Annotated in this window: 11 protein-coding genes; 8 read left to right on the plus strand and 3 right to left on the minus strand. The window is 44.2% G+C overall.

The genetic code is table 11. From position 1 onward, the window contains the following. Positions 1–2 precede the first annotated feature (2 nt). The 3 genes from DXD04_RS01755 to DXD04_RS01765 all read left to right on the plus strand — a co-directional run bounded on the left by DXD04_RS01755 (position 3) and on the right by DXD04_RS01765 (position 5,429). Positions 3–2,033, plus strand: a complete 2,031-nt coding sequence (locus DXD04_RS01755) for a RagB/SusD family nutrient uptake outer membrane protein (protein WP_181977149.1) — start codon at positions 3–5, stop codon at positions 2,031–2,033. Between the two features lie 20 nt (positions 2,034–2,053). Beyond that, the gene (locus DXD04_RS01760; protein ID WP_259295964.1) at positions 2,054–3,403 is read left to right on the plus strand and encodes a BT_3987 domain-containing protein; all 1,350 of its coding nucleotides are present in this window, start codon (positions 2,054–2,056) and stop codon (positions 3,401–3,403) included. Positions 3,404–3,488: 85 nt separating this feature from the next. After that, on the plus strand, positions 3,489–5,429 hold the full coding sequence (locus DXD04_RS01765) for a glycoside hydrolase family 97 protein (RefSeq protein ID WP_117670332.1): 1,941 nt from the start codon (positions 3,489–3,491) through the stop codon (positions 5,427–5,429). Between the two features lie 33 nt (positions 5,430–5,462). Here the strand turns inward: DXD04_RS01765 and DXD04_RS01770 are convergent, their stop codons facing one another. Beyond that, entirely contained in the window at positions 5,463–5,912 is a 450-nt protein-coding gene (locus DXD04_RS01770) for an acyl-CoA thioesterase (protein ID WP_040312501.1), read from the minus strand. Between the two features lie 120 nt (positions 5,913–6,032). Between DXD04_RS01770 and DXD04_RS01775 the strand changes: the two genes are divergently transcribed. Beyond that, positions 6,033–7,316: an O-acetylhomoserine aminocarboxypropyltransferase/cysteine synthase family protein gene (locus DXD04_RS01775; RefSeq protein ID WP_117670334.1), complete on the plus strand. Its 1,284-nt coding sequence runs from the start codon at positions 6,033–6,035 to the stop codon at positions 7,314–7,316. 71 nt (positions 7,317–7,387) lie between these two features. Here the strand turns inward: DXD04_RS01775 and DXD04_RS01780 are convergent, their stop codons facing one another. Together DXD04_RS01780 and pnp are read right to left on the minus strand one after the other, a co-directional pair. After that, positions 7,388–8,560, minus strand: a complete 1,173-nt coding sequence (locus DXD04_RS01780; protein WP_117670336.1) for an iron-containing alcohol dehydrogenase — start codon at positions 8,558–8,560, stop codon at positions 7,388–7,390. Between the two features lie 156 nt (positions 8,561–8,716). Next, complete coding sequence (gene pnp / locus DXD04_RS01785) at positions 8,717–10,900, minus strand: polyribonucleotide nucleotidyltransferase (RefSeq protein ID WP_117670338.1); 2,184 nt, start codon at positions 10,898–10,900, stop codon at positions 8,717–8,719. Positions 10,901–11,146: 246 nt separating this feature from the next. On the opposite strand from pnp, the gene DXD04_RS01790 reads away from it, so the two are divergent. The 4 genes from DXD04_RS01790 to DXD04_RS01805 all read left to right on the plus strand — a co-directional run bounded on the left by DXD04_RS01790 (position 11,147) and on the right by DXD04_RS01805 (position 15,993). Further along, positions 11,147–12,292: a TlpA disulfide reductase family protein gene (locus DXD04_RS01790; protein ID WP_117670340.1), complete on the plus strand. Its 1,146-nt coding sequence runs from the start codon at positions 11,147–11,149 to the stop codon at positions 12,290–12,292. Between the two features lie 286 nt (positions 12,293–12,578). Then, positions 12,579–13,043, plus strand: coding sequence for a transcription elongation factor GreA (greA, locus tag DXD04_RS01795; RefSeq protein ID WP_007559849.1), 465 nt, complete (start codon positions 12,579–12,581; stop codon positions 13,041–13,043). Positions 13,044–13,096: 53 nt separating this feature from the next. Beyond that, positions 13,097–13,504, plus strand: coding sequence for an HIT family protein (locus DXD04_RS01800; RefSeq protein WP_117670342.1), 408 nt, complete (start codon positions 13,097–13,099; stop codon positions 13,502–13,504). Positions 13,505–13,623: 119 nt separating this feature from the next. Next, complete coding sequence (locus tag DXD04_RS01805; RefSeq protein ID WP_409034792.1) at positions 13,624–15,993, plus strand: TonB-dependent receptor; 2,370 nt, start codon at positions 13,624–13,626, stop codon at positions 15,991–15,993. The last annotated feature ends 42 nt before the right edge of the window (positions 15,994–16,035 follow it).

Consider the following 16,035-nt stretch of genomic DNA (forward strand, 5'->3'; position numbering starts at 1 on the left):
CTATGAATTTGATAAAAAATATATATAAGACAGCACGGATGATAGTAATACCTTGCTGTATGTTGACTGCCTGTAATTATCTAGATGTGATTCCTCCCGCACAGGCCGATTTTGAGGACACCATGAAAGATCAAAATGCAGTAGAAAACTTTTTGTTTACCTGTTATGGCTATGTACCTCGTTGTCAGCCTTATGACTTCAATGCTTTTGAACAGTCTGCAGATGAAATTGTAGCACCGAAGGCTTGGAATGATTTTCAACAGCAAATTGCTTGGGGAACAGTTTCTGCTTCTACTTATATGACTTGGGGAAACGGTAAGAATTTTGATGATTTCGGATTCTGGGTACCGGGGTATAACTGGATAGGATATGTACATCATTTTTTAAGTTTAATAGATGAACTTCAGCCTGTGGGAGTTACTGAAGAGGATAAGGATGAATACAAGGCTGAATGCTGGTTCTTGGAGGCGTATTATCATTTCCGGATTCTTCAGGCTATGGGCCCCTGTCCGATTATCACAGAAAAAGTGGACCCGAATATAACGAACAGCCAGATTCCGGGTCGTTCTCACTTTGATTATTGTGTAGATTATATTGTACAGAAGTTGGATACGGCTGCAACGATTTTGCCTGCTGTCAGAGAAACGGATGATTTGGGACGTGCTACTTCTACCATTTGTAAGGCTTTGAAAGCAAGAGTATTGCTGTGTGCGGCATCTCCTTTGTGGAACGGTTCATTCCCTTATCCAAACTGGAAGAATGTAAATTTTGAAACTCCTGGATATGGAATGGATCTGGTAAGCACTACTTATGACCGTAGTAAGTGGGAGCGGGCGTTGACAGCTGCGCAGGAGGCATTGGCTGCTGCAAAAGCGGCTGGTTATGAGCTGTTCAGTATAGAGGCTGCAGATCAGATAGCAGAAAATGATGGATTAGGCTTACCTTATATACCTGGAAAAGAAACGGAGACAGAGGAAAATGACCTTTTCAAGAGAAGAGTACGTATGTTCCAGTATCTGGTGACTGCTAATGAAGGTCAGGGCAACAAAGAATTGATTTGGGCAAACCGTATTGATTCTGATGTGAATAATGGAGGAGAAGCTACAGATTCTCGTCTGCCGAGTAGAGTGGTGAAGAAAAGCGATGGACAATATGCCGGTGGATGGTCGGGAATGGCTCCTACCTTGTATGCAGTGCAGCATTTCTATACAGAAAATGGCAAATTGCCTAGTCAGGATGCGAATTTCTATCCGGAATCTGGTTGGTATGAACGTTTTAATGATGCCGTTCAAAGTCCGGAATTGGTTACAGACCGTTTGGATGGAGAGGATGTGAAGAATGATATCATAAAATTGAATGCAAAGCGTGAAGCTCGTTTTTATGCTTGGATTGCATTTGATGGATGTGAATATGCGAAGAAAATTAATGACGGAAACTCTCTTTGGTTGAATTTAAAGAATACCAATACGAATGGATGGAGTCAGAGTAATACTCGTAACTGTGCAGGAACTGGATATCTGTCTAAGAAATTCATTGATCCTAACATCCGTTTTGGGGCAAATGGAACAAGAACTCATCGTGCGGCTCGACGTCCTTATATCCGTATGGCTGAATTATATTTGAATTTAGCTGAATGCTATGCGGCATTGGATAATACAACGGAATCGCTTGCCAACCTGAATGAGATAAGAGAAAGAGCGGGCTTGAAAGAATTGACGGATGCAGATTTGACTGGTGATATGACATTGATGGACTGGGTTCGTAATGAGCGCTTTGTGGAATTGTACGAAGAAGGCTTCCGCTATTATGATGTGCGCCGCTGGATGATTGCTCCGACTATGTTGAAAGCTGGAGTCAGATACGGTTTGAATGGATTAGTTGAAAATCCTAGTTTTGAAGAGTTCAATCAGCCAACCTTGATTGATCAGCCCTTTAAATGGGATAACCGTCTTTACTTGATGCCGATTTGGTCTAGACAAGGAATGGATGAACTGTATAGCAATCCTCAGTTAGTACAGGCTCCAGGTTATTAATGTTTTAAGAAATGAATCTGATGAGAAAGAATATAATTTATTTGGCAGGATGTCTTATGTTGTTGAGTGCCTGCAATAACTCCAAGTATGACTTGGAAAATCTTGTGCCACAAGAATATCATAAAATTTTGTATGTAAATAATAGTGGAAAACAAGAAATGACGTTATATGATACAGGTGAGGATTACACTTATACCTTGTCGGTGATTAAGACAGGAAGTGATCCTACTCTGACTGCGAATGCACAGATAAACGTGTTAAGTCAGGAAGAAGTGGATCAGTTGTATAGTAATCCTGAAGCCGTAAACTATAAGGTACTTTCTGAAGAAAGTTTTTCTTTGGAGACTGCTGACTTGGTATTTACATCTGAAGATCATTCAAAATCGGTAAATGTGTCTGTTAACTCAACCAAGGTGAAAGCGCTGATTGAAAGTAATCCAGAAGCAAAGTGGGTATTGCCGCTGAGAGTGACTAGTCAGACTGACTCTGTGAATGCAGCAAAGAATGAATTGTTTCTTCAGATTACAGGTGTGGTGACTCCGAATGTGGGATTCTTTGTTCAGAGCGAAGAAGTGAAAGAGTTTCTGTTTGGGGAAGTTCCTTCGATTACGGAAGAAATAGAAATCGGACTGGATACGGAAAACAAATGGGATTTGTCATGTGAATTAGAAATTGAAAGTGCAGACTTTATAGCGGATTATAATGACGAAAATGGAACTGTTTTCCAGATGATGCCGGAAGGTAGCTATTCTTTTGATGAATTAGTTTCTCTTCCAGCAGGAACAACGACTTCTAAGTTGAATGTGACAATTGATGGCTCTAAATTTACCATTCCTGGTGATTATATGTTGCCCGTGAAAATAAAGAGTGTCTCTCAGTTCGCGGTTTCTGCTACAATGAATGTGTACCCAATTAAGATTCGTGTTATGGCGAAAGAACTGGACCGCACGGGGTGGACAGGTACGGCAAACTCGGAGGAAACTACTGGTGAAGGTTCTAATGGAGCAGCAAATAAAGTCTTGGATGGAGATTTAGGTACATATTGGCATTCAATTTGGCAGAACGGTAGTGGACAAAGAGGACTTCCGTATGAGATTGTATTGGATGCAAAACAGAATTATACGTTTACTCAGTTTGCCATGGTACAGCGTGGAGGTGGATTTACAGATACTGGATCGGGTGAGTTCTATGTTAGTACAGATGGAAATGACTGGGGAGAACCGGTAGGACGCTTCACGATGAAGCAAAATACTGACAAGCAAGTGTTTGGTATAATTCCGACGACAGGACGGTATGTGAAAATCAGGATCCTTAGCAGTTATCGTGATCAGAACTGTTCATTGTCTGAGGTCTATGCTTACGGAAAATAAATAAAATTAGGGGGCTGATTTTGTCGGCTCCCTAATTTGGAATATTAGTTTGAGATAGGTTATTGTTTTATGATATAAACTGTTTATGAAGCAGCTTACTTTATTTTCTTTATTATTTGCAGGGGTGGTACAGACATTTGCCCAGCAGGCGGCAGTCACCGGCCCTGATTCTCGTTTGAAACTCGATTTTCAGTTGCAGGACGGCAAGCCTGTCTATTCGGTGACATACGACGGAAAAACCGTCTTGGAGAATTCTCCTCTCGGCTTTGTATCCAATATTGGCGACTTCAGCCGTCAGATGAGCTTTGTCGGTCAGCAGGCAGACAAGGTGGAAAAGACGTACACGCAGGACCGTATCAAGTGTTCTACGGTAAACTATTCTGCCAATAAGCTGACTGTAACCCTTGAAAATGCGGAGAAGAAGAAACTGGACATCGTGTTCCAGTTGAGTAATAACGACATTGCCTTCCGCTACGAGATGCCTCAGTATGGCGAAACGGCCTGTATGGTAATTGAAAAGGAAGCGACCGGCTTTGATTTTCCTTCGTCTACCACCACGTTCCTTTCTCCACAGAGTGACCCGATGATAGGCTGGATGCGTACCAAGCCGAGCTACGAGGAGGAATATGTACCCGATGAACCGGTGGCTACTCCTTCCAAGTACGGTGAAGGCTATACTTTCCCGGCACTGTTTCATGTGGGTGACAATTGGGCGCTGGTATCGGAGACAGGTGTGCGCAGCCTGTATTGTGCTTCTCATCTGAGTGATGCTACTAAAGATGGTCTTTACACTATTGCTTTCCCAAATCCGGGCGAGATGAACGGTCTGGGTTCTTCTACTCCGGGACTGGCCCTTCCGGGTGCAACTCCGTGGCGTACGATTACGGTGGGCAGCGGACTGAAGCCGATAGTGGAGACTACCGTTCCGTTTGATGTGGTGGAACCGCTGTATGAGCCTTCGCAGGAATACAAGTTCGGCCGTTCTACGTGGAGCTGGATTATGTGGCAGGACCCTAGCATCAACTACGATGACCAGATTCGTTTCATTGACCTTGCCAGTGAAATGGGGTATGAATATACGCTGATTGACGGAGGCTGGGAAAAGAACATCGGCCGCGACCGCATGGAAGAGCTGTTCAAGTATGCTCACCAGAAGAACGTGGATGTATTCGTGTGGTACAACTCCAACGGTTACTGGAACGACGCTCCGCAGGATGCCAAGCAGTGCATGAGCAACTCGGTAGCCCGCAAGAAAGAGATGAAATGGTTGCAGAAGTGCGGCGTGAAGGGACTGAAGGTAGATTTCTTCGGCAGTGACAAGCAGCAGATGATGGGCTTATACGAAGACATTCTGACCGATGCCAATGAATATGGCCTGATGATAATCTTCCATGGCTGTACCATTCCCCGCGGTTGGGAACGCATGTATCCGAACTATGTGGGCAGTGAGGCGGTACTTGCTTCTGAGAACCTGATATTCAACCAGCACTTCGATGACATGGAGGCTTACAATGCCTGCCTACATCCGTTTATCCGCAATACCATCGGCTGTATGGAGTTTGGCGGTACACTGCTGAACAAGCGTCACAACCGTACGAACGACGGAGGTACCATCCGCAAGACGACGGACGTGTTCCAGCTGGCTACGGCAGTGCTGTATCAGAACCCGATTCAGAACTTTGCGCTGGCTCCGAACAACCTGACAGATGCACCGGCACTGGCTATCGATTTTATGAAGCAGGTACCTACTACGTGGGATGAAACGGTGTTCCTTGACGGTTATCCCGGCAAATACTGTGTACTGGCCCGCCGTCATGGCGACCGCTGGTATGTAGTGGGTGTAAATGCGCAGAAAGAACCATTGAAACTAAGCCTGAACCTGCCGATGTGGGAGAAAGGCGAAACGGTTTCCTATTATCTGGACGACAAGAAACGTCAGCCGCAGCTGGAGGAACTGAAAATCAAGAATCCGGTAGAGGTGAAAGTGGTACTCCAACCGGATGGAGGAATAATATTGGTTAAGTAAATAAAAAAATCCTGCCCTAAGGGCAGGATTTTTTTATTGAATAGGCTGGGATAGTTCGCTTAATGTTTTTCCTTCATAATCACAGATAGCTTGTTTATATGCCATCGGAATTTCCATGGGTTCTTTGGTCAGTATATCATATCCCACCAATACGGTACGGCACTGGCACTTCAATACACCGCTGGCCTTATTGAAGGCTCGTTGTAGCATGGTTAAACTCTTATGCCCGAGGTGGATCACAGTCGTTTCAATCATGAGTTCGTCAGAAAAGAATACAGGTGCTAAAAAGTCTGCATTGATATTGACTACTACCACATTGAATTTGTCGCGTTCTTCTTCCCCAAACACATCGCGGAAATAGGATGTTTTAGCCAGGTCGTACAACGAAAAATACACGGAATTATTCATGTGACCGTACTGGTCTACATCGCTGAAACGGATTTGTACTGGGATTTCGTGCTTGAATTGGAATTCTGCGTTCATAGTAATGCTTTTAAGTTTTCGCCAAATGTACATCTTTTTTTCATAAATCTGCTATCAATGGTGGAATATTTCTTACTTTTGTCCGTCAGAATGATTTGTAGATAAATAATATTATATAAGATGGAACAGAAATTCAACAAAGAGACACTTTGTGTACAGGCTGGATGGACTCCGAAAAAAGGAGAACCTCGTGTATTGCCTATTTATCAAAGTACAACGTTTAAGTATGATACCAGTGAACAGATGGCTCGTCTTTTTGATTTGGAAGACAGCGGCTATTTTTATACTCGCTTGCAGAACCCGACGAATGATGCCGTAGCTGCCAAGATTGCGGCATTGGAAGGAGGGGTAGGAGCTATGCTGACTTCATCGGGTCAGGCAGCTAACTTCTATGCCGTATTTAATATTTGCGAGGCAGGCGACCATTTTGTCTGCTCGTCTACCATTTATGGAGGTACATTCAATCTGTTCGCTGTAACGATGAAGAAACTGGGTATTGAGTGTACCTTTATTGATGCAGATGCTCCGGAAGAAGAAATAGAAAAGGCTTTCCGTCCGAATACCAAATGTTTGTTCGGAGAAACAATCTCTAATCCGGGTATCAATGTGATCGATATTGAGAAATTTGCCCGTATTGCCCATAAACACGGAGTGCCTTTGATTGTGGATAATACTTTTGCTACTCCGATTAACTGCCGTCCTTTTGAATGGGGAGCAGATATCGTGACACATTCTACTACGAAATACATGGATGGACATGCTACTTGTGTGGGAGGTGCCATTGTAGATAGCGGTAATTTTGACTGGGATGCACATGCCGACAAATTCCCGGGATTGACGCAGCCCGATGAGTCTTATCATGGACTTACTTACACAAAAGCTTTTGGAAAGATGGCTTATATGACGAAGGCTACTGCTCAGCTGATGCGCGATTTGGGTTCTATACAGTCACCGGAGAATGCGTTCCTGTTGAACCTGGGACTGGAAACATTGCATTTGCGTGTACCGCGTCACTGTGAAAATGCGCAGAAAATAGCGGAATGGCTGGAAGCAAATCCGAAAGTGAAATGGGTAAACTATTGCGGATTGAAGAGCAACAAGTATTATGAACTGGCTCAGAAATATATGCCTAACGGTTCTTGTGGCGTGATTGCTTTCGGCTTGGAAGGAACTCGTGAAGAGGCTATCAAATTTATGGATAGTCTGAAGCTGGCTTGTATTGTGACTCACGTGGCAGATGCACGTACTTGTGTGTTGCATCCGGCCAGCCATACACATCGTCAGTTGACAGATGAACAGCTGATTGAAGCGGGTGTGGCCCCTGATTTGATTCGCTTGTCTGTCGGTATTGAAAATGTCAACGATATTATTGCCGACCTGGAACAGGCTATGGCACAGGTTTAAAAGTTTTAAAACTGAGATACAAAAAAAGGAGGAACAAACATTCCTCCTTTTTTTGTATCTGACTCCGGTATTTATCGGAAAGATTTCTGATAAATCTGTAACACTTCTTCGTCGGTCAACGGACGCGGGTCGAGGGTAAACAATGAACCCATGGTGTCGCGTGCATTTTGTACCATGAGAGGGAGTTCTTCTTCTTTCACTCCCCAGTCGCTCAGCTTCAATTGGTATACGTTGCATTCTTTCTGCATGCGTACCAGTGCATCAATAAAATCGCTGGGACGGTTACTCTTCTGCTGAGTCATGATTTCGGCCATTTTCATGTAACGTTTCATGCAGTCGTTACGGAATGTTTCGAAATATGCTTCGCTGATGGCAATCAGTCCGGATCCGTGCGGCAGTTCTGGATGGAAGGCACTCATGGCATGTTCCATTGAGTGCTCGGAAATGCAGCAGGAAGTGGCTTCTACTAGTCCGGCCAATGTGCTGGCCCATGCTACTTTGGCGCGTGCCTTGAGGTTACGTCCGTCTTTTACAGCTACCGGAAGGTATTTGTACAATAAACGAATGGCTTCAAGGGCATACAAGTCGCTGATAGGAGTGGCGCAGTTTGCTAAGAAACCTTCGGCTGCATGGAAGAAGGCATCAAATCCCTGATAAGCTGTAAGATGCGGAGGGATGGAAACCATCAATTCCGGATCGATAATAGAAAGTACAGGGAAAGTCAGTGTGCTTCCGAAGCCGATTTTTTCTTTTGCTTCTTCATTGGTAATCACGCTCCACGGGTCAGCTTCCGTACCTGTTCCTGCAGTGGTAGGAATGGCAATTACGGGCAGTGCCTTGGTTACAGGACGTCCTTTTCCGCTGCCTGCCGGGATGTAATCCCAGTAATCTCCGTCGTTGCAGGCCATGACGGCAATGGCTTTCGCAGAGTCAATGCTGCTTCCTCCGCCAAGTCCAACGATGAAATCGCATTTCTGTTCACGACAGACAGATGCAGCTTCCATTACGTGAGATTTAATCGGGTTGGGCAGAATCTTGTCATAGACAATAGATTCTGTATTGTTTTCTTGCAACAGTTCAACGACTTTGTCTAGGTAGCCGTATTTCTTCATGGAGGTTCCTGACGAGATGACAATCAGGGCTTTCTTGCCGGGTAACTTTTCTGTCGCCAACTTTCTTAACTCTCCGCATCCGAACAAAATTTTGGTCGGGATGTGCAAACTGAATACAGGATTTGCGTTCATAATATAGCTATTTAAAGTTCATTTACCCAAAAGTACGAAAATAAAAACAGAATGGTTCAGGAGGGATGTTAAAAATGTCTTTTTGTGTGTGGTGGTATCAAATAAAAAAGGCTGCCGGTGAGGGCAGCCTTTGGGGTTAAAGGATATATAAGTAGATTATTCTTTATCCTTGTGGTTGTTCTGCGGACGACGTTCGCGCTTCGGATGATTTTCAGTCATTCCTTCCGGTTTCGGAAGCAATACCTTGTGTGACAACTTGAACTTACCAGTTTTCGGGTCGATGTCCAGCAACTTCACTTCAATTTCATCACCTTCTTTCAATCCGGTTTCTTCGATTGTTTCAAAGCGTTTCCAGTCGATTTCAGAGATGTGCAACAATCCGTCTTTTCCCGGCAGGAATTCTACGAATGCACCGTAAGGCATGATAGAACGAACCTTACCAGTGTATACTTCACCTACTTCAGGAACAGCTACGATAGCCTTGATCATACGCATTGCATCGTCGATGCATTTCTTGTTTGTTCCTGCAATTTCGATGCGGCCTGCACCGTCTACTTCTTCAATAGTGATAGTAGCACCGGTTTCTTCCTGCATACCCTGGATAATCTTTCCGCCCGGGCCGATTACAGCTCCGATGAATTCTTTCGGAATAGTCAGAGTTTCAATGCGTGGAGCATGAGGCTTGAGTTCTGCACGAGGTTCTGCAATGCATTCAGTCAGTTTGCCGAGGATGTATTCACGTCCTTGTTTAGCCTGCATCAATGCTTTTTCCAGAATATCGTAAGTCAGACCGTCACACTTGATATCCATCTGAGTGGCTGTGATACCGTCGCATGTACCTGTAACCTTGAAGTCCATGTCACCCAGGTGGTCTTCGTCTCCCAAAATATCTGACAATACAGCGTATTTATCTTCGCCGGCATTCTTGATCAATCCCATCGCAATACCTGAAACCGGCTTCTTGATAGGTACACCTGCATCCATCAAAGCCAATGTTCCGGCACAAACTGTAGCCATAGAAGAAGAACCGTTAGATTCAAGAATATCAGAAACTACGCGTACGCAGTAAGGATAATCTGCAGGAATTTGTCCTTTCAATGCACGCCATGCCAGGTGACCGTGACCAATTTCACGACGGCCTACGCCACGCTGTGCTTTTGCTTCTCCTGTAGAGAAAGGAGGGAAGTTGTAGTGAAGCAGGAAGCGTTCTTTGTGCTGGTCGAGTACATCGTCTACAATCTTTTCGTCCATCTTTGTACCCAGTGTAACAGTACTCAGAGACTGAGTTTCACCACGAGTAAAGATAGAAGAACCGTGAGGACCTGGCAGCGGACTGGTTTCGCACCAGATAGGACGGATTTCTGTAGTAGCACGACCGTCCAGACGTTTGCCTTCATCAAGGATACAACGACGCATTGCTTCTTTTTCTACGTCGTGATAGTAGCGGTCAATCATCGGACCCTTTTCTTCCAGTTCTTCTTCAGAGAACTGAGCCTTGAATTCTTCGCAAACAGCATCGAAAGCATCTCCTCTTTCGTGTTTGTTCTTGTTGCCTGATTTTGCAATGGCGTATGCTTTTTCGTAGCAAGCATCGTGTACAGCCTTGCGCAGGTCTTCGTCATTTTCTTCGTGACAGTATTCACGTTTTACAGTCTTGCCGACTTCTTCCATCAGTTCCATCTGAGCCTTGCAGTGAACCTTGATTGCTTCGTGAGCAAACTTCATGGCCTCCAGCAAGTCTTGTTCTGAAACTTCCTTCATTTCGCCTTCCACCATCATGATGTTTTCATAAGTAGCGGCAACCATGATGTCCATGTCAGCACGTTCCAATGCTTCGAATGTCGGGTTGATGACAAACTGACCGTCGATACGTGCTACACGTACTTCAGAAATCGGACCTCCGAACGGAATGTCAGAAACAGCCAGTGCGGCAGAAGCAGCCAGACCAGCCAGTGCATCCGGCATATCTACGCCATCAGCAGAATAAAGTATGATATTTACGTAAACTTCAGCATGATAATTGTCCGGGAACAGAGGGCGCAATGCGCGGTCTACCAGACGGCAAGTGAGGATTTCGTAATCTGAAGCCTTTCCTTCACGTTTGGTAAAGCCACCGGGGAAACGTCCGAATGCGGAGTATTTTTCTCTGTACTCTACCTGGAGAGGCATAAAATCTGTACCGGGAACTGCATCTTTTGCTGCACAAACAGTAGCCAGCAACATGGTGTTACCCATGCGTAGCATAACAGCACCATCTGCCTGTTTTGCCAGCTTTCCCGTTTCGAGTGTGATGGTTCTTCCATCATTCAGCTCGATCGTCTTAACAATAGGATTGATCATAAAAATTGATTTAATATTATTTCATCTAAAAAAGCGTACAAAGATAATGTTTTATTATGGATAAAAGCGGGTATTTATGTAAAAGTTTCAGTATGAAGTGCTTTTTATATAATAATTTGTCGTAAAAACAACGGTTTTCGTCGGTTGGATGATGGATTTATCTTTTAAAAACTTTGTGACGTCATGAAAAGCCGTATCTTTGCACCTTGAATTTACATAAGAATGTGAGATTAAAGAAAATCAGGTATGAGAAGAAATACTTATCTGTTAACGGCATTGCTGTCGGCCGGACTGATGGCATGTCACAATGAGCCTGCTTTCAAGGTAGAGGGAACGGTATCGGGTGCAGCCGACAAGATGCTGTATCTGGAGCATACCAGCCTGGAAGGTATAGTAAAAGTCGATTCTGTCAAATTGGACGAGAGTGGAACGTTTCACTTTTCGGGTGCTCGTCCGGATTCTCCTGATTTTTATCGGCTTCGACTGGATAATCAGGTGATTAATTTCTCTGTTGACTCTACTGAAACAGTGACGGTGAAAGCCGATAATTCCGGTTTTGCTACCGCTTATCAGGTGGAGGGTTCAGAAAATAACCAGAAGATAAAGGAACTGGTACTGCTTCAGGCAAATTTGCAGGAGCAGGTGAATAAATTAGGACAGTCCGGACTTCCTGCCGGAGTAGCTCAAGACAGTCTGTTTTCATTGGTGAATGCATATAAAGATCAGGTAAAACGCAATTATATTTTTGCAGCTCCTAACAAGGCATACGCTTATTTTGCTTTGTTCCAGCAGTTGAACGGCTATATGATTTTTGATCCGTTGACCAGTAAGGAAGATGTGAAATGCTTTGCGGCAGTAGCTACCAGTTTGAACAACTTGTATCCTCATGCCGACCGTTCACGCAACCTTTATAATATGGTAATAAAAGGTATGAAGAATACCCGTACGCCCCAGGTAAAAGATGTGACACTTCCGGCTGACAAGATTCAGGAAGCTTCTATCATTGATATTGAGCTGAAGGACTTGAACGGTAAGACACATCGCCTGACAGACTTGAAAGGTAAAGTTGTCTTGATTGATTTTACAGCCTATTCTTCTGCCGCTTCGGGTGTGCGTAACTTAGCTTTGCGTGAATTGTATAACAAATATGCTTCTCAGGGACTGGTGATTTATCAGATTTCTTTGGATGCAGACGAACATTTCTGGAAGACAGCTGCAGATAATCTTCCTTGGATATGTGTCCGCGACCCGCAAGGACCTTATTCTACCTATCTTAGCTTGTACGGTGTAACCCAGTTGCCTACTGCATTCCTGGTTAACCGTAATAATGAGTTGAGCTTGCGTGTGGAGGAAAAGACAAATATGGAAGAAGCCATCAAGAATTTGTTGTAACATGTTGAAAAGCATGTACGGATAAACTTGACTGGTATTGTAAAAAGATTTATCTTTGTCGCAAGATATAAGACTCTGAGAAAGAGAGGCTGTATCAAAATAAAAATTGATTTGTCAGATTGTCATTCTGAACAAAGTGAAGAACCCGTTTGTTTCCCATCCTGTGGAGGGTTCACTCTTCGTTCAGAATGACTTTACTTTTGTGATAAACGGTTCTTATTTTGAACAGCCCTTTACTTTTGTTGAAAATAAATAATTTAATAACGAATATTTAAGGAGAAAAATTATGGCTTACATGTCAGAAGAAGGCTATCAGAAACTGGTAGCTGAATTGAAACATTTGGAATCGGTGGAACGTCCGAAGATTGTGGCTGCTATTGCAGAAGCACGTGATAAAGGCGATTTGTCAGAGAATGCAGAATACGATGCCGCAAAAGAGGCACAAGGCTTGCTGGAAATGAAAATCAACCAGTTGAAGGCAACCATCGGTGATGCCAAGATTATTGATACATCTAAACTGAAGACCGACACTGTTCAGATTCTGAGCCGTGTGGAACTGAAAAATGTGAAAACAGGTATGAAGATGGCTTACACTATCGTATCAGAAAGTGAAGCTAACTTGAAGCAGGGTAAGATTTCAGTGAATACACCGATTGCGCAGGGCCTGTTAGGAAAGAAGGTAGGCGATGTAGCAGAAATCACTATTCCACAGGGAAAGATCTCTTTGGAAATTATGGGTATATCATTTTAATGTATAAGGCAGGTCCGCTTTGGCGGGCTTGCCTTATTTAATATCTAAACAATATGGCAACAATATTCAGTAAAATCATTGCGGGCGAAATTCCGAGCTACAAGGTAGCCGAAGATGCCAATTTTTATGCGTTTCTTGACATCAATCCTTTGGTGAAAGGACATACGCTGGTAGTTCCCAAGCGGGAAGTAGACTATATCTACGATTTAAGCGATGAGGAGCTGGCTCAGATGCATGTGTTTGCCAAGCATGTGGCGCTGGCTATCCAGAAAGCTTTCCCTTGCAAGAAAGTAGGTGAAGCTGTGATTGGTCTGGAAGTTCCTCATGCACACATTCACCTGATTCCTATCCAGAAAGAATCAGACATGTTGTTCTCTAATCCGAAACTTAAACTTTCTCAGGAAGAATTTACTGAAGTCGCCAATGCAATAAATTCTGCTTGGAAAGCTGAAAGCAAATAATTTTCTTCTCAAAAATACCTTTGATATAAAGGATTCTTCGTATTTTCAGGCGTGGTTTTCAGTTGGGCAGATTCCATGAAAACCATGCCTGTTTTCTTTTAGAATTGTAGCCTATGCGTATTAGACGAATTTCTTTCTTCATTCTTCTTTGCTGTCTGTGCTGGAATGTTTTTGCAGCTGAATATCAGATAAAAGGAGTAGTGATTGACAAGTCTACCCGTCAGCCGTTGGAGTTTGTGAATGTGCTCGTAGTGGGACTGGGTATCGGGGCTTCTACCGATGCCAACGGAAATTTTCTCATCACTCAGGTGCCACCGGGTATTTACCGTCTGCAAGCTTCTTTCCTTGGGTATAAAACAGAATTGACTCCGGAATATCGGGTGAACCACGTGACACCTTATGTACAGATTGAACTGGAGGAAGAAAATGCGTCGTTGAATGAGGTGATTGTGACAGCTTCTCCTTTTCAGAAGGTACCAGAGAGCCCTGTCAGCCTTCGGGTGATTGGCTTGCAGGAGATTGAAAAAGCTCCGGGTGCCAACCGGGATATTTCAAAAGTTGTACAAAACTATCCGGGGGTAGCCTTTTCTCCTATAGGCTATCGCAATGACCTGATTGTGCGGGGAGGTGGTCCTTCCGAAAACCGTTTCTACCTGGATGGGGTAGAGATTCCGAATATCAATCACTTCAGTACACAAGGAGCTTCCGGAGGTCCTGTCGGACTGATTGATGCCGATTTGATTCGTAGTGTGAAGTTTTATAGTGGGGCATTCCCAGCCGACAAAGGTAATGCGTTGAGTAGTGTGCTCGACTTTAGTCTGCGTGATGGAGACATGGAGCGCAATTCCCTGAAAGCAACTTTAGGTGCCTCAGAGGTCTCACTCAGTTCCAACGGACATATTGGCAACAAGACTTCTTATTTGGTGTCGGTACGCCGGTCTTATTTGCAGGCATTGTTTAAAATCTTGGGTCTGCCTTTCCTTCCGGCCTATACCGATGCTTCCTTTAAAATTAAAACCCGTTTTGACAGCCACAACGAACTGACTTTGCTTGGTCTTGGAGGAATTGACCGCATGAAACTCAATTTGGGAATTGAAGGAGAAGATGCTGAATATATGCTCAGTTACCTTCCCGAAATCAATCAGGAAACCTATACCGTAGGAGGTGTGTACCGTCATTATTCCCAGCGGCATGTGCAGTCAATCGTATTAAGTCAAAGCTATCTGAACAACCGTAATGTAAAATATCGTGACAATGACGAAAGTAGCGAAGAAAATCTGACGCTGCGGCTGGGCTCTATCGAGCAGGAAACCAAATTGCGTATGGAAAACACCTCTTCATGGAGCGTGTGGAAAGTAAAAGCCGGGTTCGACCTGAATTACTCCCGTTACAAAAGCAATGAATACCGTAAGGTCTTTACCAATGCCCTGCGGGAATATGATTACCATACCGATTTGTCTCTCTGGCGTTGGGGAATGTTTGCCTCAGTCGATTATGCCGCTCCTGATAAAAGTTTCACGGCTTCCATGGGCGTACGTACCGACGGAAATAACTATAGCGATAAAATGAAGGAATTGTGGCGTCAGCTTTCCCCCCGTTTGTCAGTATCCTACCGGTTGATTGAGGGGCTTACTTTGAGTGGTCATGTGGGACTGTATTATCAGCTTCCTTCTTATACCGCCTTAGGCTTCAAAGGGGAAGAAGGAGAGTATGTCAACCGTCACTTGGATTACATCTCCGTGTCACAGGAAAGTCTGGGATTGTCATGGACACCCAACGAAAATATGGAGCTGTCAGTGGAAGGCTTCTATAAATTATACGGGCACATGCTTTTCTCCTTGTCCGACCAGATACCACTCTCCTGCAAAGGAAATGATTATGGAACCATCGGAAATGAAGCACTCTCTTCCGAAGCAAAAGGTCGCTCGTACGGGGTGGAACTGATGTTCAAGTGGCTGCTGGCACAAAAGCTGAATCTCTCTTCCTCGCTGACCATTTTCAAGAGTGAATTCAAGGATGGCGAGCAAGGAAGCTATGTACCTTCCGCCTGGGATAATCGTTTTATTCTGAATATGAGTGGAACCTATAACTTCCCCAAACATTGGAGTTTAGGAGCTAAAGTCAGTTGCATAGGTGGTTCTCCTTATACGCCTTACGATGTGGAAAAATCTTCGCTGGTGGAAGCTTGGAATGTGCAGAGACGTGCTTACTATGATTATAGCCGCTATAATCAGGAGCGTTTGCCGGTCTTCGGACAACTGGATGTGCGGGTAGATAAAACCTTCTATCTGAAAAAATGTATGTTAGGCTTTTATCTCGACATCCAGAACATTACGGCCAGTAAGCTGCGTCAGCCCGATGCCCTGATGAGTACGGGACAGATTGAAAATCCTTCCGCACCGCTGAGTGAGCAGCGATATGTCATGAAATCCATCCGGCAGGAGAGTGGCACGTTACTCCCTACGTTGGGAATTACCTTTGAGTATTAAGTCTGGTCGCTATAAAAAGAATGGCCTGTCTCTCTGTTTGTG

Origin of the sequence: Phocaeicola plebeius (assembly GCF_003437535.1) — a bacterium.
Classification (GTDB): Bacteria; Bacteroidota; Bacteroidia; order Bacteroidales; family Bacteroidaceae; genus Phocaeicola; species Phocaeicola plebeius_A.

What these genes read in the sequence shown, in the direction of transcription:
- DXD04_RS01755 (WP_181977149.1), top strand. Translation starts at nt 3, where the DNA reads ATGAATTTGATAAAAAATATATATAAGACAGCACGGATGATAGTAATA.
- DXD04_RS01760 (WP_259295964.1), top strand. Translation starts at nt 2,054, where the DNA reads ATGAGAAAGAATATAATTTATTTGGCAGGATGTCTTATGTTGTTGAGT.
- DXD04_RS01765 (WP_117670332.1), top strand. Translation starts at nt 3,489, where the DNA reads ATGAAGCAGCTTACTTTATTTTCTTTATTATTTGCAGGGGTGGTACAG.
- DXD04_RS01770 (WP_040312501.1), bottom strand. Translation starts at nt 5,912, where the DNA reads ATGAACGCAGAATTCCAATTCAAGCACGAAATCCCAGTACAAATCCGT.
- DXD04_RS01775 (WP_117670334.1), top strand. Translation starts at nt 6,033, where the DNA reads ATGGAACAGAAATTCAACAAAGAGACACTTTGTGTACAGGCTGGATGG.
- DXD04_RS01780 (WP_117670336.1), bottom strand. Translation starts at nt 8,560, where the DNA reads ATGAACGCAAATCCTGTATTCAGTTTGCACATCCCGACCAAAATTTTG.
- pnp (WP_117670338.1), bottom strand. Translation starts at nt 10,900, where the DNA reads ATGATCAATCCTATTGTTAAGACGATCGAGCTGAATGATGGAAGAACC.
- DXD04_RS01790 (WP_117670340.1), top strand. Translation starts at nt 11,147, where the DNA reads ATGAGAAGAAATACTTATCTGTTAACGGCATTGCTGTCGGCCGGACTG.
- greA (WP_007559849.1), top strand. Translation starts at nt 12,579, where the DNA reads ATGGCTTACATGTCAGAAGAAGGCTATCAGAAACTGGTAGCTGAATTG.
- DXD04_RS01800 (WP_117670342.1), top strand. Translation starts at nt 13,097, where the DNA reads ATGGCAACAATATTCAGTAAAATCATTGCGGGCGAAATTCCGAGCTAC.